This window comes from Balneolaceae bacterium, from assembly GCA_034521495.1.
GTDB lineage: Bacteria > Bacteroidota > Rhodothermia > Balneolales > Balneolaceae > Rhodohalobacter.
The window spans coordinates 388289-406463 of the sequence record JAXHMK010000010.1 but is presented as its reverse complement, the minus strand read 5'-3'; the positions used below and the strand labels follow the sequence as shown (position 1 = coordinate 406463).

15 protein-coding genes are annotated in these 18175 nt (G+C 41.2%); 11 read left to right on the top strand and 4 right to left on the bottom strand.

The features are described 5' to 3' along the window. The first annotated feature begins 439 nt into the window (after positions 1 to 439). From dacB to U5K72_10645, 4 genes are all read left to right on the top strand, one after another. Entirely contained in the window at positions 440 to 1888 is a 1449-nt protein-coding gene (dacB, locus tag U5K72_10660) for a D-alanyl-D-alanine carboxypeptidase/D-alanyl-D-alanine-endopeptidase (GenBank protein MDZ7719265.1), read from the top strand. A 111-nt stretch (positions 1889 to 1999) separates the two neighbouring features. After that, positions 2000 to 4192, top strand: coding sequence for a DUF5916 domain-containing protein (locus tag U5K72_10655; protein ID MDZ7719264.1), 2193 nt, complete (start codon positions 2000 to 2002; stop codon positions 4190 to 4192). A 125-nt stretch (positions 4193 to 4317) separates the two neighbouring features. Further along, positions 4318 to 5079 (top strand): glucose 1-dehydrogenase, encoded by a 762-nt coding sequence (locus U5K72_10650; protein MDZ7719263.1) that lies wholly within the window; start codon positions 4318 to 4320, stop codon positions 5077 to 5079. Positions 5080 to 5207: 128 nt separating this feature from the next. Next, on the top strand, positions 5208 to 5627 hold the full coding sequence (locus U5K72_10645; protein MDZ7719262.1) for a secondary thiamine-phosphate synthase enzyme YjbQ: 420 nt from the start codon (positions 5208 to 5210) through the stop codon (positions 5625 to 5627). Between the two features lie 653 nt (positions 5628 to 6280). Here the strand turns inward: U5K72_10645 and U5K72_10640 are convergent. The 3 genes from U5K72_10640 to U5K72_10630 all read right to left on the bottom strand — a co-directional run bounded on the left by U5K72_10640 (position 6281) and on the right by U5K72_10630 (position 9421). After that, on the bottom strand, positions 6281 to 8128 hold the full coding sequence (locus U5K72_10640) for a TonB-dependent receptor (GenBank protein MDZ7719261.1): 1848 nt from the start codon (positions 8126 to 8128) through the stop codon (positions 6281 to 6283). Between the two features lie 420 nt (positions 8129 to 8548). Next, positions 8549 to 9043, bottom strand: coding sequence for a hypothetical protein (locus tag U5K72_10635; protein MDZ7719260.1), 495 nt, complete (start codon positions 9041 to 9043; stop codon positions 8549 to 8551). Positions 9044 to 9112: 69 nt separating this feature from the next. Next, positions 9113 to 9421, bottom strand: a complete 309-nt coding sequence (locus U5K72_10630) for a hypothetical protein (GenBank protein ID MDZ7719259.1) — start codon at positions 9419 to 9421, stop codon at positions 9113 to 9115. A gap of 167 nt (positions 9422 to 9588) precedes the next feature. Between U5K72_10630 and U5K72_10625 the strand changes: the two genes are divergently transcribed. From U5K72_10625 to U5K72_10595, 7 genes are all read left to right on the top strand, one after another. Next, positions 9589 to 9924 carry a hypothetical protein gene (locus U5K72_10625; protein MDZ7719258.1) on the top strand — a complete coding sequence of 112 codons (336 nt, stop codon included), beginning with the start codon at positions 9589 to 9591 and terminating at the stop codon, positions 9922 to 9924. Further along, positions 9921 to 11399 (top strand): FAD-dependent oxidoreductase, encoded by a 1479-nt coding sequence (locus tag U5K72_10620; GenBank protein MDZ7719257.1) that lies wholly within the window; start codon positions 9921 to 9923, stop codon positions 11397 to 11399. Before U5K72_10625 ends, U5K72_10620 begins: the two co-directional genes overlap by 4 nt. Positions 11400 to 11679: 280 nt before the next feature. Next, complete coding sequence (gene ggt / locus U5K72_10615; protein ID MDZ7719256.1) at positions 11680 to 13512, top strand: gamma-glutamyltransferase; 1833 nt, start codon at positions 11680 to 11682, stop codon at positions 13510 to 13512. A gap of 183 nt (positions 13513 to 13695) precedes the next feature. Then, entirely contained in the window at positions 13696 to 13968 is a 273-nt protein-coding gene (locus U5K72_10610; GenBank protein MDZ7719255.1) for a GlsB/YeaQ/YmgE family stress response membrane protein, read from the top strand. A gap of 50 nt (positions 13969 to 14018) precedes the next feature. Continuing rightward, positions 14019 to 14882, top strand: a complete 864-nt coding sequence (locus U5K72_10605; GenBank protein ID MDZ7719254.1) for a UbiA prenyltransferase family protein — start codon at positions 14019 to 14021, stop codon at positions 14880 to 14882. Next, positions 14879 to 16177, top strand: coding sequence for an FAD-binding oxidoreductase (locus tag U5K72_10600; protein MDZ7719253.1), 1299 nt, complete (start codon positions 14879 to 14881; stop codon positions 16175 to 16177). The genes U5K72_10605 and U5K72_10600 overlap by 4 nt, the downstream gene beginning before the upstream one ends. Continuing rightward, positions 16174 to 16911, top strand: coding sequence for an SDR family oxidoreductase (locus U5K72_10595; GenBank protein MDZ7719252.1), 738 nt, complete (start codon positions 16174 to 16176; stop codon positions 16909 to 16911). Before U5K72_10600 ends, U5K72_10595 begins: the two co-directional genes overlap by 4 nt. Here U5K72_10595 and U5K72_10590 read toward each other — a convergent pair. Then, positions 16908 to 17873 carry a hypothetical protein gene (locus tag U5K72_10590; GenBank protein ID MDZ7719251.1) on the bottom strand — a complete coding sequence of 322 codons (966 nt, stop codon included), beginning with the start codon at positions 17871 to 17873 and terminating at the stop codon, positions 16908 to 16910. The genes U5K72_10595 and U5K72_10590 overlap by 4 nt on opposite strands. Positions 17874 to 18175 lie beyond the last annotated feature (302 nt).

Sequence of the window (18175 nt, the reverse complement as noted above, 5' to 3'; positions counted from 1 at the left end):
TCTAAGTTTTGTATTGACCAAATCTTGGTTCTGAGGCACAAGGGTTCATCCCCCATTGCCCCCTTCGAAGGGGGACACTCACCAAAAAGCTCATACTTTTTAAAAATTTATGGATTATAAGTTGATACCTCGTGGGCTCTGCCCCGAGGTGATTCATTCGTAAATGTATTTATTAGACAGAAATTAATGAGATACTGTAGCTTGGTTAAAAGTCCTATAGTTTTAAAGTAACAAAAATTGCAGATTTCAAAAGAGAAATCGGCCCGATTAAATGGAAAAGAAAAGTTTTAAAATCATCACCAATTTGTTATCTCTTAGAAAATTATTGAACTGTAGTAGAGGGCTTTGCAAAACCGCGGTTACTGGTCAATCTGAACTCGATTCAGATTCTCCATTCGTCTTTATAGCCAGTATCTGGAGATCCTGAATCAAGTTCAGGATGACGGTCAGAGTTTTGCAAAGCCTTATAGTAATCAAACCGATTAATCACCGATTTTATCTGATGAACTTCCGAACCCTCCACCTATTGATATCATATTACCTGTTTCTGGCTCTCTTTTTTGGTTGTCAGACAACAAGTAAAATTGCTGATTCCCAGCCAGTAAAAGAAGAGAAAAAAGGTTCTCCATCATTGGTGAAAATGGTTGAGAAATCTGAACTGTTTTCAGCGAATATTACAGGCTTTGTTTTATATGATCCGAAAACGGATTCTACACTCTATTCCCTAAACGGAAATAAATATTTTACACCTGCTTCCAATACAAAACTCTTTACTTTTTATGCGGGGTTAAAAACTCTTCCTGATACTCTCAGGGCGCTCGAATATGTGGTTCAAGGAGATTCTCTCATTTTCTGGGGTACTGCGGATCCATCATTTCTACACAGGGAATATGGTTCTGATACGGTTTATGAATTCCTGAAGAATCGGCCTGAGGATCTCTATTATTCCGATTCACATTTTCAAGATAAACCTCTTGGTGCCGGGTGGTCGTGGGATGATTACAACTCATACTATTCAGCAGAAAAATCTCCCTTCCCGATCTACGGAAATATGGTTGAATTTACGGTTGAGCATATTGAGATCAACCGAATCAAAAAGAACCGTGGAGAATTTATGATTACCCCAAAACAGTTTACCCAAAATTTAGAGGAGAAAGCCGGAACTGATGGTGAACTATTGCTGAGGGATCGAACCGGAAATCAGTTTGAATATCGCCCGGTGGCGGATACAACTACGTACGAGGTTCTTAAACCATTTCACTATACATCTGAACTGGTCACTGATCTGCTTGCTGATACGTTGGGGAGAACGGTAAAAAATATCAAAATGGAAAAACCATCAGATACCAGGGTTTTATACAGTATTCCTGCAGATACGGCCTACAAGCGAATGCTTCAACCCAGTGATAATTTTATAGCAGAGCAACTTCTGTTGATGATTGCATCTGAACGCGGTGAGCCGATGAATACAGAGAAAATAATCGAATATATTATAGACAATTATTTAAGTGACCTACCGGATCAGCCTCAATGGGCAGATGGCTCCGGCCTTTCGCGATATAACATGTTTACTCCAAGGACCATTGTCCAATTACTTGAAAAAATTGATGAAGAGTTCGACAGTGATGAAAAGATGTTTGAGCTGTTTCCGGCCGGAGGTGAAACGGGAACGATAGAGAGTTGGTATGCCCATCGCGAGGGAGGTGCCCCGTATGTTTATGCCAAAACCGGGACGCTCATGAATAATCATTGTTTGTCGGGTTTTATCATTACAAAAAGCGGACGTAAACTGCTGTTTAGCTTTATGAATAATCATTATGTCACACCATCAGCTGTTGTTAAGGAAGAGATGGAAAAGGTTTTGTGGCATATCTATTCATCTTTCTGATTGAAAATTTCTGAATCCTATTGGACTTCAACATTATACAGGTGTAACTTACTTGCAAGAGAATAAGCTCAAACATTAGTAATAGAAGTAATATAGAATATCGTCTGCCGGGTGAAATTATTAAAATCAGTTCTTACCACATTTTTACTTTCTTTTCTTCTAACCGGGTTAATCAACGCCCAAAAAATTAACGAGGACTATCGGCTCCATATCAAAAAAGCTTCATCCGATATTCAAATTGATGGAGTAATCGATGAAAAGGCTTGGCAAGAAGCTGAAAGAGCCACTGATTTTTTCATGATCACACCAATGGATACCAGCTATGCTGATCTTCGTACGGATGTTCGGATGACGTATGATGAAGAATATCTCTATCTCTTGGTTGAAAACTTCCGGCCTGAAGATGGCTCTGAAAATGTAGTAGAATCACTACGAAGAGATTTCAACTTTCCCCGGAATGACAACTTTTTGCTCGCCATGGATACGTTTAACGATCAAACCAATGGCTTTTCATTTGGAGCCAATGCCGCCGGAGCGGAATGGGACGGAATGATGTATAACGGCGGAAGTATGAACCTGAGCTGGGATAACAAGTGGGTTTCAACCGTGGCCAATTATAAAGATAAATGGGTGTTTGAAGCGGCCATTCCATTTAAGTCCATCCGGTATGATGATGAGATTACCGAATGGGGAATCAATTTCAGCCGGTACGACCTTACAGCATTTGAGAAGTCGAGTTGGGCGCCGGTTCCGCGTCAGTTTCCATCCGTATCCCTGGCATACACAGGTGTGTTGGTTTGGGATGAACCTCCACCACCGGCCGGGTCAAATATCTCGATTATTCCTCATGTTTTGGGTGGCATTAACCATGATTTCCAGCAGGAGGATTCCAGATCCTATGAGCGTGACGCAGGCTTGAATGCAAAAATTGGCCTGAGTTCATCTATGACGCTGGATCTTACAGTAAATCCCGATTTCTCCCAAGTGGAGGTTGATGAGCAGATTGTTGACCTGGAACGTTTTGAACTTTTCTTCCCTGAAAAACGACAGTTTTTTCTTGAGAATGAAGATCTGTTTGCCAGCTTTGGGAACCGCAATATCCGACCGTTCTTTTCAAGACGAATTGGCCTGGATGCACCTATACATGCCGGCGGTCGCCTTAGTGGTCAGCTGAACAGAAACTGGCGTTTGGGTGTAATGAATATGCAAACCGGTTCTGTGGATAATCTTCAAAAACCGGCTCAAAATTTTTCTGTGGTCTCTTTAAAGCGAAGAGTCTCTTCACGGTCCAATATTGGATTTCTGTTTGTTAATATGGAATCAACCGGAGATGGATTTGATAACAGTGATGCCGGTAATATGGCCCCGGAGTTTGATAGAAATGTGGGTGTTGAATACAATCTGGCTACTTCCAACAATTTGTGGACCGGAAAATTTATGGTGCTGAAGTCATTCTCACCAAATGATGACGATAGAAGCCTAAGCCACACTGCAAATTTACTCTATTCCGATGGCAACTGGCAGGCTGAATGGGCTCATGAATATGTTGGTCAGGACTATACAGCGCGCGTGGGTTTCGTACCAAGAAGAGGGTATATTCGCTCAAGTCCCGGGATCGGCTATCTTTTTTACCCTGAAAGAGACGGAATTGTGTTGAGTCATGGGCCTGCCGCAGATCTTTCCTTCTATTTTGATGAGCAATTGAATACAACAGATTACGAGAACCGTCTTGAATACATTCTGAATTTTAGAAGCGGCAGCAGTTTTAATGTATGGGTATCTGACTTTTATGTAGAACTCCTTGAACCTTTTGATCCCACGGCGGTTAGCGGATTTTTCCTTGACCCCGGCACGACACATTCGGCCAAACGTTTTGGTATGGAATTTTCCTCAAAAGCTCAGAGCGCTTTCACGTATGGATTTGAAGCTCAATATGGCGGATTTTATGCAGACGGTACACTGCTGAGCTTATCTACGGAGCTGGGATACCGTTTTCAACCCTATGTGAATGTATCGATGAGTACAAGCTATAACGATCTTGGTTTGCCGCAACCATGGGGTGACCAAGAGTTTTGGCTGATTGGATCGCGGCTGGATATTACATTTACCAAAAACTTGTACCTGACCAGTTTCACCCAATACAATGAGCAGTTTGATAATGTAAACATCAATACACGACTGCAATGGCGTTTTCAGCCGGCATCAGATCTCTTTATTGTCTATACTGATAATTATCTGCCCGGCTCATTTGATGTTAAAAACAGAGCATTGCTGTTGAAGTTTACCTATTGGTGGAATATTTGATAAAAAGGGCTGCCACAAAAACACGAAAGCACAAAAGTTTTTATACCTTCTGTTTCATGTCATATTTATTTAGTGTTTTAGTGATTTCGTGGCGAAATAATTAAATGCATAAAAACCCATCCATTATGAAATTAAAAGACAAAGTATTCATCATTACCGGAGCCACGAGTGGAATGGGGAAGGGGATTGCCCTGAAATTTGCGGATGAAGGAGCGTCTTTGATCCTGAACGGAAGAGATCAAAAAAGGGGAGAGTCTGTTGTTGATGAGATCAGATCAAAGAATGGAAGGGTAGAGTTCCTGGCCGGTGATGTAGGAAAAGAATCAACGAATCAAAAGCTGGTTCAAAAAGCCATTGAAAGCTTTGGAAAACTGGATGGCATTGTAACGAATGCCGGAATGCTCGGATTGGGAAAAATTACCGACTTGAAAACTGAACTTTGGCACAGAACATTTCAAACCAATCTTGATTCGGTTTATTACTTGCTGAAATATGCCATTCCTGAAATGCAGAAAAACGGGAAGGGAGTAGCTGTAATCAACAGTTCAATAGCTGCTTATAAATCCTTTCCAAACCATGCGGCGTACTGTGCATCAAAAGCTGGACTATTGGCTTTAGCAAAACAGGCCGCTGTTGATTACGGGCCTGAAATCCGGGTCAATGCGATTTGTCCTGGACCTGTAGATACGCCTCTTTTGCATGATTCGGCTATTGCTTTTCCAAATCCCGAAACAGCTGTGAATGAAGCAGAAAAAGCGACATTGATGAAACGATTAGGGAAACCAAAAGATATCGCTCAACTTGCGCTGTTCCTGGCAAGTGAAGAATCATCGTGGATAACCGGAAGTGCGTATACCATTGATGGCGGGATAATGGCGAATTCTTGATTTTTTCAATGTATTAGATCTGTTTTATGATAGTGATGAAAATGGTACATGAATGCTGAATCATTAGGTAAGTCGCATATATAATTTAATTACAATGGATAGTTAATAACACTTAAACATTATCAACTATGGACATCATCACAAAAGATCTTCACCTCAATACAAATGGATTTTCAGACATCCATAATCTCACACCAAAAGTGGACGCGATTGTAAAAGAGACTGGATTTAATGATGGGTTTTGCCACATTCATGCAGTCGGTTCAACCGCTTCCATTTCAACGATGGAGTTTGAGCCTGCACTGGTAAAAGATATCAAAGAGAAGCTGGAGGATTTTGCCTCTCAGAATATGAAATCTCATCACTCTGAGACCTGGGGCGATGATAACGGATTTTCACATATTCGTGCCACATTCATGGGGCCGGGAATTACAGTACCGATTCGTGATGGAAAATGTATTCTGGGAACCTGGCAGCAGATTGTTGTGCTCGATCATGACAATCAATCACGAAAGAGGCATATTGTGGTTCAGGTTGTTGGGAAGTGATGAATTAGAGCCACCTTCGAGAGTGCGACAACTCCTTGAAAATTGGCGGAGATAAAAATTAATTTACGTATAACGTAAACTGATTTGCGAAGCAATCCCATCCCATTGATCAAAGGATAATCAGTCGAAATTATCCCGAATTCATTAATGATTTACGTTCATGTCTGGTTGTATAAATTGTTGTAGTAACTGTACTTCTTCAATCTTAAAAGGACAAAATAATCGTTCTATTATTCACTACCAGCTTAATTCAGAGGGCAAACGCGCAATCATACTATTGTATTAGTTAAAAAGTTACTTACGTGTTTAGCTTTTCTAAACGTCAAAAATCATAGCTGTCCAAGACATTTAAAAAATGAGAAGAAATCTGTCTTTTTTATCTCTGAGAGAAGGTATTTATAAGATAACAAAACCAAACCCCTGAATTGAGGTTTTCTAACACCTAATCATATTGATCAGCATTGTATCTGTTTGGCGATCTGTAGATAAAAATCGAACCACTGGTAAAACCGGTGGTCGCCCTTCGCCCTCTCCGCGGAGAGGGGTTGGGGGAGAGGGCGAAACGATGAATGGTCTTTGAACCGAGCGTCTTTTCGCACTAAATAAGTACTGCGCATTCGCTGATCAGTGAGAAACGTTTTGGACAGATGTGGTCAAAAATATAGACGATACAACAGGTTGATATTCCTGCCCGGTGCCGGGAAAACTTCTTTAATCCTGGAAAGGTGATCGCGGTAGGTATTATCCAGCAGGTTTGATCCGCTAAGTGAAACCGTATGAAGGATCCCTGATGTGGAAAATCGGTATTGAACTGTAGCGCTTAATAGTCCATACCCTTCTGTTTTTGTTTCAAATTCTCCAAGGCGGGTTTGTTTGTCAGACAGTTTATAGCGTACAGTAGCTGTAAAATTGTTTTTTGAAAATCGCCCATAGATTGAACCTTGCAGAGGCGGAATCATAGGGAGGGGCCGTGTATCTCCGTCATATCCTGTAACTTCCTGTTCTTCTTCACTTACATCTCGTTCAGCCAGGGTGTAAGAAAGTGTACCGCCAACTGAAAACTGATCGCTTATTTGTGCATTGGCGGAAAACTCGGTTCCATAAAACAGGGCGGACTCACCCACAAACTGGTAATTATTCAGTGACGGATCAGATACACTTTGTTCGCCGGTATCCCTGGCATAGAGATAGTTTTGAAAATCATTTCTATACCCGGCGAGTTCAGCCGTAAACCGGTTCGAGCGATATCGAAAAAACAGTTCAAGTCCGATTCCTCGTTCAGAATCAAGCTCTGGATTTCCAATTTCATAACTGTACGCTGCAAGATGAGGACCTTCTGAGTAGAGTTCCTCTAATGTTGGAGCACGAAATGAATGCATATACGTGGAACCCACAAAGAATTTATTTGTGAATCCATAAATAGCCGATGCTGAAGTAGCCAATGCAGAAAATGACCGTTCTTCAATAGCCCCGATTCGGTTGGAGATGCGCTCCTCTTTAGGTTTCGATAACACATACTCAAATCTTGTACCTAATTCGTAGTGTAACGCTCCTGCATCTCCTTCCTGGATAAGATAAGCCGCTGCGCTGTATTGATTGGAGTCGGGGGTTCGTGCTCCAAAAACCGCATAATCCTGCCATTCAGCCCAAATGCCAGCAGAACCGCCATCAAATACTCCCCATTCTCCGTTATGAATTTTAAAAGAACTATTTGCGGTGAGATTACCGAATTCAGTTCCAACTGCTCCGTTCGACTCAAGTTCAACATGATTATAGTTAACAAAAGAATATCTTGCCTCGGCTAACCGGAAGAATGAGTCATTAAACGTACGCTCTCCCCGCAGATCAAATTGAAATTTACTCATTTCAATATCCACTCCACTGGGATGACCGCCAAGCGGATCGGGAGGAATACCATATTCCGAATAGTAATAAGAGGCCGATCCCCCGATATATCCACGCTTACCAATGTAACTGATTCCCGCTGTGTTGTGTGTATTTCGGATGGATGAATTCTCTACAGTACCTTCGGGTGTTGTAAAATCAGATGATGTTCGGCCGTTCACATCGAGATTCATGGCCAATTTGCCTATTGGAATGGAAGATTCCAGCGCAGCTGATCCTTCATTATTCACCGATTTTCCCTGGATGGAAACCGATCCTGTAACTGAACTTGGCACAGATGTTGGAATCTGATTTCTGACGACATTGATAACTCCACCAATTGCATTTGCACCATAAGACAGTGCAGCCGGCCCTCGGGCAATCTCAATCTCTTCAGCTCCCATCGGGTCAATACTAACGGCATGGTCGGCTGATTGAGCCGAGACATCTCCCGTTCGTTCGCCATCCTGGAGAATTAAAACACGTTCATCTCCCAGGCCGCGTATAACAGGTCTGCCGGGAGCCGGACCTGACGATCGCTCATTAAAACCTGCTTTATTTTGAAGTGTTTCTGAGAGTGTCGTTCCAAGATTTCTTCTCAGTTCCTCACCTAAAATTTTTGTGGAAGCATGCTCCAGCCTTGAGCCAACTGTCTCTTCAGCTTCACCTGTAATGGTGATTTCATCTTCCTGTACTGTAAGAGGTTGTAATTCAATTGTAATCGATTTACTGGATTCATTTAGATCAATTTCTCTGGTAAAGTCTCTGAACCCGATACGATGAACAGATAGAGTGTATGTTCCGGAGGGTACATTTTGGAATTGAAATTCACCATTACGATCGGCGGTAATGGCCCTGTTAATCTCTTCTAAATGAACGTATGCAAAAGGAACAGGTTCTTTGGTCTGAGCATCAACAACGGTTCACTCGTTTGAGCAACACGAAGCTTGTTCTTACGACGAGAGTGACTGCGCCCAGAAATGAGAGTTGAAACTTCCGCCATGAGATTACTAGTATAATTGTAGAGTAATTTTCACTTAATCTTCTTCCGGCCGTTCTAATCGTGTACATGAACGATAAACGGTTGAGATGGTAAAATCGGAGTGTTCGCCATGCATCAACATTAAACGCATATCCGTTATACCCTCAGACTCTGCATGTAAATGGAAACTCCACTTACCATCTTCTTCATGTTGTTCAAACTCGGCGATTCCTTCATCGTCGAATTCGTAACCCAGACTAAATTCTTCATCGTCTGGCTGGAATTCATCTCCATCATCTGCCAGAAAAAAGATGGTAATGAGGTCTGTTTCTTCACCGGGGGCTAATTCAAATTCACCGGTAAGACTTTCTCCGGGCAGTTGTTCAACGACTGTTGTTCCGTTGAGCATGAGTCGAAATCCAGCTGCATCTTCGTGTTCATGGTCGTCATCTTCAGAGGATGTAGAATTAGAACAAGAGATTGCAAGTAAAGATAAGGCGATAATGGCAATTACGGACTTAGCCGCAGAAAATAAGGTATACTTCTTCATAGCTTGAAAAATTTTAAAATGATTTGATAAGATTTATCTCGCAGATGCGAGAGTAGAAATGAGTAGTTTTCAAGCAATATGGGGAGGCGATCTGCCAAGAGGAGAGTCGTAGTTTTCTTGGAGGAGCAGAATATCATCTGTGTTGACGATGTACTCTTTAAACTCTAAATCTGTGTAAAAAGTCCTTGAATCATCAGAATCTAAATGAACATGTAAAGCACAGACAGGACACACCAACTCATACTCAGTGTAGTGAGATTCACCGGCGTGTTCAAGGCAGTCGAGCGTGTAGCTGTGATAGTGCATCAATGAGGACAGTAGCCCCAATGCTGCGACTGCAAGAATAAAAATCGATATTTTATTTCTGAACTGTATCAAAGGGGTTTTTGTGATGCGAGAATATATGAACGTAATGTTTTATAATCTATTCTATATCGATATAGTTTCATTTATCAAAAGTTGATTCATTATTCAGCCTAAAATGTGAACGTTGTGTGATGGTTTTATTTTTTCACTTGTATAGCTTTAAAACAAAAAAATAATCTATGGAATGGTATCAAGCATTTAGCGACTGGTTTTTCAGCCTGAGTGAGAACTATGGTGTGAATCCATTTATTTTCGGAGGAATATATATCGGTGCAATTCCTTTTTTCACAATATCTGTAGCCTGGATTGTAAGAAATTACAAGCGCGGAACATCTATCGTACTGCCGGTAATGTCGGCTTCTTTCTGCTTTGTATCAGCTTATTTGTACCTGATGATCGCAGGAGAAAATGTACCTTCATGGGTCTATCTAATTGTTATAGGTTTGTTGATTTACGGTGCATGGTCCACATTCAAAAAAGTAAAATCGCAAGTTAAAGAAGAGAATTTAGAATGAAATATATGTATGACTCTGCAGTAATTGGTGGAGGTGCAGCAGGACTCACCGCCGCCGGAATATCTGCTAACTTTGGGGCAAAAACCATTATGATTGAAAAGGAGAGGCTCGGTGGCGATTGTACATGGACCGGATGTGTGCCCAGTAAAACTTTGATTAAAACAGCCTCTATAGTGCACTCTGCAAAAGAATCTGAAAAGTTTGGGCTGAAATTCGATTTGAATTCCGTTGATACCAAACAGGTGATGAAACATGTAGATGATATCAGGCGGGAGGTTTATGAAGATGCCGATAAGCCTGATATTTTTGAAGAGATGGGCATTAACGTGGAGTTTGGAGAGGCTTCTTTTGTGGATGATCATACGCTAAAAATCGTCCAAAAGGATGGGAGTGAGAAGACCATTACCTCTAAATACTTTTTTATCTGTACCGGTGCAAAAGCGTTTGTTCCGCCTATCAACGGAGTTGAAGAAATCGACTATTTGACGAATGAATCTCTCTTTGAAATCGATAATCTGCCCAATAAGCTAATCATCGTCGGTGCGGGGCCAATAGGAACGGAGATGGCACAAAGTTTTCAGCGGCTTGGAACGGATGTTCATGTGTTGGATATGGCTCACGGAATTTTGATGAATGATGATCCTGAGTTGACCGAAATCCTCAAAAATAAGCTAAAGAAAGAGGGGGTTAGCTATTATTTGGGGGTTTCTGTTGATGAATTAAAGAAAACGAAATCGGGTGTTTCCGTAACCTACTCGTTGAACGAAGAATCATTAAAGATCGAAGGAGACGCTATTTTGTTAGCTACCGGCAGGCGTGCAAATATGGAATCATTAGATCTTGAAAATGCCGGAGTTCAAACTACTAAAAAAGGCATCTCTGTCAACGAAAAATGCAGAACAAATCAGCGTCATATCTATGCAATCGGAGATGTAACGGGCGAATATCAGTTCACGCACATGAGTGAGCATATGGCCAAAGTGGCAACATCCAATGCATTGATTAAAATACCGATGAAGATCGACAGAAAACATGTGCCGTGGGTAACATACACAGATCCGGAATTGGGTCAGATCGGTTCATCTGAAAAGGAACTGAAAGAGAAGGGAGAGACATTTGAAGTGTACAGATTTCCATTCAACAAGATAGACAGAGCGATTACCGATGGGAATACAACAGGGCTGATCAAGGTATTTGCTAAAAAATGGAGCGGAAAAATCCTGGGGGCATCCATTGTGGGAGCGCATGCCGGAGAGATGATTTCGCAGTATGCTCTTGCTATGAAAAATGGAGTTTCGCTTCGTGATTTCGCTGATACGATTCATCCCTACCCAAGTTATGGATTAGGCGCCCGCCGTGCAGCTGACCAGTGGTACATCAAAAACCAATCGGAGACACTTGTGAAATGGATTCAACGGATTTTCAGATACAGGGGAGAGATTCCGGATTATAGTGATCCAAATAGGATTGTTTAGAAGAACTATCGGCTGTCGAGTCCACCTCGGCTGCCGAATGTATAGGACTGGATCGTTTGAATTTGGCAACCTAATTGCTTTGAACTTACATGACTGTAGCGTTAAATACGCCAGCCGAAAAAGCCCTGTCCTCCGAAGCCTTGTGCGTAGGCGGACAATCGGCAGGCGAGGGTTAGTAAAAACCTTTTTGTAAATGGACGAGGGAGTTGTCATATTTCATTTCTAAAAAAATACAGCAAGCTTTGGCTTAATAGATAGTTGATATAAATCTCTTAATCATATGATATATAGTACTTTAAGTATATTAAAAAAAGTATATATACTTCTCTTTTTAGTATTTCCATTTCTCTTTTTGAGCTGTGATAACCAGGGAAAACAAACAGACCTTTCGTACCAGATTCCGGAACCGCCTGAAATTTCAACCGGTTATCAACCCAAGCCGGGTTGGGCTACTTCGGAGTTTGCGGTTGCGTCTGCCAATCCACTTTCAACAGATGCCGGTTATCAGATTATACAAGCCGGTGGGAATGCTGTGGATGCCGCAGTTGCGGTTCAGATGGTCTTAGCTTTGGTTGAGCCTCAATCGAGCGGAATTGGAGGCGGCGCTTTCTTTTTGTTGTGGGATGGAGAAGAAATTCATGCTTTAAATGGACGAGAAATTGCCCCATCAGGTGCTTCAGAGGAGCTATTCCTGGATGAAAACGGAGAGCCGCTGCCATTTGCGGATGCCGTGAGAAGTGGGAAGTCAGTAGGTGTACCCGGAACGTTAGCACTTATGGATGCGATTCATAAACGATTTGGAAGCTTGCCGTGGCCGCAGGTTTTGGAGCCCGCGATTACACTCGCCGAAGAGGGGTTTAACATCACACCGCGACTTCATGGAATTCTGGAAGAAGATGAAAGCTTGAGAAACAACGAGCTGGCACGATCATTTTATTACGATGGGCAGGGAAACCCACATCCCGTTGGTTATTTGCTTAAGAATCCTGCATTAGCAGAGATTTTGAGAGAAGTTTCCAAAGATGGGATTTCGGCATTTTATGAGGGTGAAGTTGCGCAGGATATCTCAGAAAGAATTCAAGCTCATGAACGTCCGGGTTCTATGACTCCGGAAGATCTCGCCGGATATCCAAATCTGGATCTTGAAACTGAAGAGATGTGTAACGATTGGAAAGCGTATACAATTTGTGGATTTCCACCACCGGCATCAGGCCACTTAGCCATCATGCAAATTCTTGGGGTAATGGAGAATCTCGAAGAACCTGAAGTAAGCTTGCAAGATTCTATTCCATCAACCCAATGGATGCACCAATATCTTGAGGCGGCTAAATTAGCCTTTGCTGATCGCAATCAATATGTAGCCGATGAACGTTTTGTAGAACCCCCCGGAGAAAGCTGGCAGTCAATGCTGGATTCTACCTATCTTGCTCAACGCGCAGATCTTATTCAGAGTAATTCAAGTATGGAAAAAGCCAAGCCAGGAACACCGGGAGACATGCAAAGCGTGTACGGTGTCCAAAAAACACAGCCTGAGTTTGGAACGAGTCACATAAGTATTGTAGATCGGGAAGGAAATGCCGTTTCCATGACTACAACCATTGAGAGCGGCTTTGGAAGCCGAATTATGAGTGATGGCGGAACCGGCCTGCCCGGCGGATTTATGCTGAATAATGAGCTCACAGATTTTTCTCTCAGTCCGGTTGATGAGGATGGAAATCCCATTGCAAATCGCGTAGAACCCGGCAAAAGACCTCGCTCGAGTATGTCTCCGTCGTTAGTCTTTGACAAGGAGACGGGGGAGTTTATTGCTGCTGTTGGGTCCCCGGGCGGAACGTCGATTATCCATTATACAGCAAAAGCAATTATTGGAATGTACGATTGGAATCTCAATGCACAAGATGCGATTGATCTGCCCAATTTTGGAAACTATAATGGTCCTTCCGTATTAGAGGAAGACAGATATCCTGAAGATTTTATCAATAAATTGGAAGCGTTGGGACATGAAATTATCATTCGCCCCATGACGAGTGGTATCCAGGCCATTCAAAAAACCGAAACAGGTTACTTTGGCGGGGCTGACCCTCGACGAGAAGGAATTGTGATGGGCGAATAATCTGTTAATTTTAATTAGTGTCTCTAAGAAAACGTCAATCTCTGCGTTCCACTTGTCCCAAAAATGCTCATGTACACGTAGTACACTGCGCTTTTTGGGACTTCGCGCGCCTTGATCTTAACGTTTTCTTCGGACTCAATCAGTTTTCTTACAAATACTAATTAAAAGAGGAGATAATTTAATATGGGACTTATTGAACTGTTACTGTTACTTTGTATTGCCGGAATTTGTGGATCTATTGGACAGGCAATTGCCGGTTACTCCCGGGGTGGATGCATCGTATCCATTGTTGTTGGGTTTATTGGTGCATTGTTAGGATCCTGGCTAAGCGTACAAATGGGCTGGCCCGAAATTTTTAGTGTTGAAGTTGGCGGGCGAGACTTTCCAATTATCTGGTCGATTATTGGTTCAGTTCTTTTTGTGGTTGTTGTGGGGCTTCTGACTGGTAAAAGATAAATAATTTGGAGCTTGTGCTTGAAATCAGACGATAAGTTAAAGCAACGAACATGATTCATTTTTTAAAACTTATGCGTCCACAGCAGTGGATTAAGAATCTGTTTTTGTTCGCTCCTCTCTTTTTTAGTTTTGAATACTCGCTGGAGAAAATTGCTTCTGTTTTTGGAGGATTTATTCTCTTCTCTCTTGCTTCCAGTGCGCTCTATTCTCTGAATGATGTATTAGATCGTGAAGAAGATCAACTGCACCCGGTGAAGAAAGATCGCCCGATTGCATCAGGTCAAATAACTCATCGCTCCGCAATTATCTTTACAATTCTACTGTTAATTGTATCACTGGGTGGGGGGGCGCTTCTCAATACGGGTTTTCTTACAGTTTTGGCTTTGTATGTGCTTATGAATTTCGCATACTCATTGAAGCTGAAACATATATCCATTTTGGATATCAGCCTGATAGCTATCGGGTTTGTTTTAAGGATTTACGCAGGAGCCGAACTTATTGATGTAACACCAACCCATTGGATTGTTTTGGTAACATTTCTCCTGGCATTATTCCTGGCACTTGCTAAACGAAGAGATGATGTTTTACTTGGAGATAAGGGGATCAGAACCCGTACAAATGCAGATGGTTATAACCTGGAAATGATTAACGCCGGTATGGTTTTTATGGCGGGGGTTACAACTGTGGCATATATTATGTATACACTTTCCGAAGATGTCATAGCCAGACTGGATTCTGAAAATATTTACATGACTTCCGCATTTGTAGTCATTGGAATTTTACGGTATATGCAGATCACTTTTGTAGAAAATCGAAGTGGAAATCCAACCTACCTGGTAATAAAAGATCTCTTTTTACAACTTACAATAATCAGTTGGTTGATAAGTTTTCTTATTTTTTATTTTCTGCTATGAAAACATCTGGTTGGGGACGTTATCCGGTTATAGATTCTGAAGTTGTCCGCTACAATTCAGACGACTCTCTTTTTGAAAACATTGACGGGCGCAATCCGGTTATTCCATATGGATTTGGTCGAAGTTATGGAGATAGTGCGCTCTCTGACACAATACTGAAAATGAGGCCGGCAAAAAGAATGCTTCATTTTGATCCTGAAAATGGATTACTGACTTGCGAAGCCGGTGTTTTGCTATCTGAAATTCTGGAAACATTCCTTCCCCGGGGTTGGTTTTTGAAAGTGACTCCCGGTACTAAATATATTACGATTGGTGGTGCCATTGCCAGTGATGTTCATGGGAAAAATCATCACCAGTACGGTGCTTTCAGTGAATACGTATCGGAATTTTCATTGATGATGCCGAATGGATCCATTAAAGCTTGTTCCAGGACTAAAAACAAAGATCTGTTTTATGCCACTTGTGGTGGAATGGGGCTGACAGGCATCATCCTGAAAGCCACAATCAGCCTGCAATCCGTTCAGTCAAATACAATTGTCCAACAAACAATAAAGACCGCCTGTTTGAAGGAGATTTTTCAGGCGTTTGAAGAATATTATAATGAACCATACTCCGTTGCCTGGATTGATTGTACGGCGACCGGCAGCTCATTGGGGAGAGGACTCTTAAATGTAGGTCATTTTAAGGAGGATCATAAGTTTGAGTATAAAGCCCCCGGGAAATTGAATATGCCCCTCAAGTTGCCTGGTTTTCTACTAAATAAATGGAGTATAAAACTGTTTAATCAGCTTTATTATCAAAAAAATTTAAAGAGTGAGAACCGAAGTGAGACGACTGTAGATTCATTTTTTTATCCGTTGGATATTTTGAAGAACTGGAACCGGCTATATGGTGAAGAGGGTCCCCTGCAGTACCAGTTTGTTCTTCCCAAGAAGACCAGTTTTGATGGTATTAAAGAAGTTCTCAATTATTTGCAGAAAAAAAATATGTATTCTTCACTCGGGGTTTTAAAGTTATTCGGAAAAGAAAATAAAAACCTGTTGTCGTTTCCAATGGAAGGATATACGCTGGCGCTCGATTTTAAAGTGGATGATAAAATATTCCAGATCCTGGACGACCTCGATAAAATAATTTCTGGTTTAGGTGGACGCATTTACCTTGCAAAAGATGCCAGAATGAGTGTGGAAATCTTTAATACCGGGTATTCAAAAGCTAAGGAATTCCGTTCAATAAGGGATCAATATGGCATGAATAAAATTTTTAACTCACTCCAATCAAACCGATTGAATTTATGAACGATCGTTGGCTATTAATTTTGGGTGCAAATAGTGATATCGCGGTGGGAACGGCTCATCAATTTGCTTCGAACAATTGGAACTTAATGCTTGCCTCCAGGAATTTATCGAACCTGAATAAGATGGCATCAGATATTAAAATTAAGCACAATGTACGTGTAAAAACGTTTGAGTTTGATGCAGCCGCATTTGATAATCATAAAACGTTTTACCAAAAACTGACTTACAAACCCAATGGTGTGGTTCTGGCATTCGGCTACCTGGGAGATCAGGAAACGGCACAGAATGATTTCGAAGAAGCTAAAAAGAGCCTGGATGTGAACTACAATGGTGCAGTGAGTATTTTAGAAATTGTTGCAGATGATTTTACTGAACGTGGTGAAGGATTTATTGCTGGGATTAGTTCGGTAGCAGGAGAGAGGGGAAGGCAGGAAAATTATATTTATGGATCTGCCAAAGCGGGGTTCACAGCATACTTATCAGGTTTAAGGCAACGACTTTTCAAAAAAAATATACACGTTCTTACAATAAAACCGGGCTTTGTAAAGACCAAAATGACTTTTGGCAGAGATCTGCCAAACATATTAACCGCAAGTCCTGAACAAGTAGGAAAAGCAATTTATAAGGGAGTGATTAAACAGAAAAATGTAATCTATGTCTACCCCGTTTGGCGACTCATCATGCTTGTAATCAGGTTGATTCCGGAACCGATTTTTAAGCGGTTAGATCTTTAATACTTTTTAAACCAACGATTGTAGATGCTATTTAGAGATATCATAGTCAAAACTACTGCAAATGGTTCAACCACATGTGTAAACCTGGTTGTTGAGAAAAACAAAACATGAATCACAGTGATAACCAAAATTGGAGAGAAGAGCATCCATATCTCTGTTTTTTTGAAATTCAGATATAAAGCAGTAACCGAACCGATTAAGAATGGAATTCGTATTGCGATCAATAGTTTTCTTGCGATACCTCTCGGGGGTTCTCCCATTGAAGGCCAGCCCCAAAGTTCATTCAAGGACAATAAGCGTTGTTTGAGATACTCAACTGGATGATCGATTGCAAATGACAGATACGTTTTAATGGGTTCTTTCATCTCTTCGGAAGTGAACCCTGACAGAGTATAATCAACATTCCCACCGTATGAACTGATTGAAATTAGAAGATTTGCACCAAGATTATTGGATGGTTTCACTACATCGAACAGAACTAAAAGAAGATAAATCAGACCTATTGAAGCTGTTCCTCCAAAAAATTTAAAGGCAGGACTTTTTGGATTCCAGGTACGTTCAGTTATAAATAGAATTATCAGCATGATCGGTATCAAAGGTAAGAGGGTTGACCGAAACAGTGCCGCAATTACTAAAAAAATGGCTGAAGAAAAGTATTTATTGTTAAATAAAAGATAGGCGTGTAATACAAGAAAGAAAGTTGTGACCGGCTCCGTTAAAATTTGCCTGACATAATTAAGCTGATTTGGGTAAAAAGCCACTATCAATCCCACAAAAATTACTGCTAATGAATTTTTTGTGATTCTTTTTGAAATACCCATACACAAACCAACTACAGCTGTGGATGCAAATATATTTGTTAATATTGCTGAAGTTGGAATCCAAAGATCCGGTAACAAAGTTTTTAAACCTGCAAGAAGGAGCGGGAAACCATTTGGAAAACGGGAAAATTGGTTCACCATTTATAATAGCATTTGCCATCTCAAGATAGGTGTAGGAATCAACGGAGTACCAGGGAAGGCCGGAGAAGAAACTGATCGATAATCGCAACAGAAAAGCTATCGCAATAATTATCCAAAATATTGCATAATAATTATTATCAGAGTATTGAGTGATGTTTTTCAAATAATTCAAAATGATGAAATTGTAAATGAGGACTTTAAGGAATCCATCAGACAGTTGTTTTTCAGTAGACTCTCAATACCGTGTTATCCACTCTAATCGTCCGAAAGAGATTACAAGCGGTACGTATTAAACAACCGGA

Coding starts and splice junctions, on each gene's coding strand:
- U5K72_10625 (MDZ7719258.1), top strand. CDS start 9,589: ATGGAATGGTATCAAGCATTTAGCGACTGGTTTTTCAGCCTGAGTGAG.
- U5K72_10595 (MDZ7719252.1), top strand. CDS start 16,174: ATGAACGATCGTTGGCTATTAATTTTGGGTGCAAATAGTGATATCGCG.
- U5K72_10610 (MDZ7719255.1), top strand. CDS start 13,696: ATGGGACTTATTGAACTGTTACTGTTACTTTGTATTGCCGGAATTTGT.
- U5K72_10590 (MDZ7719251.1), bottom strand. CDS start 17,873: ATGGTGAACCAATTTTCCCGTTTTCCAAATGGTTTCCCGCTCCTTCTT.
- U5K72_10620 (MDZ7719257.1), top strand. CDS start 9,921: ATGAAATATATGTATGACTCTGCAGTAATTGGTGGAGGTGCAGCAGGA.
- U5K72_10650 (MDZ7719263.1), top strand. CDS start 4,318: ATGAAATTAAAAGACAAAGTATTCATCATTACCGGAGCCACGAGTGGA.
- ggt (MDZ7719256.1), top strand. CDS start 11,680: ATGATATATAGTACTTTAAGTATATTAAAAAAAGTATATATACTTCTC.
- U5K72_10645 (MDZ7719262.1), top strand. CDS start 5,208: ATGGACATCATCACAAAAGATCTTCACCTCAATACAAATGGATTTTCA.
- dacB (MDZ7719265.1), top strand. CDS start 440: ATGACGGTCAGAGTTTTGCAAAGCCTTATAGTAATCAAACCGATTAAT.
- U5K72_10605 (MDZ7719254.1), top strand. CDS start 14,019: ATGATTCATTTTTTAAAACTTATGCGTCCACAGCAGTGGATTAAGAAT.
- U5K72_10600 (MDZ7719253.1), top strand. CDS start 14,879: ATGAAAACATCTGGTTGGGGACGTTATCCGGTTATAGATTCTGAAGTT.
- U5K72_10635 (MDZ7719260.1), bottom strand. CDS start 9,043: ATGAAGAAGTATACCTTATTTTCTGCGGCTAAGTCCGTAATTGCCATT.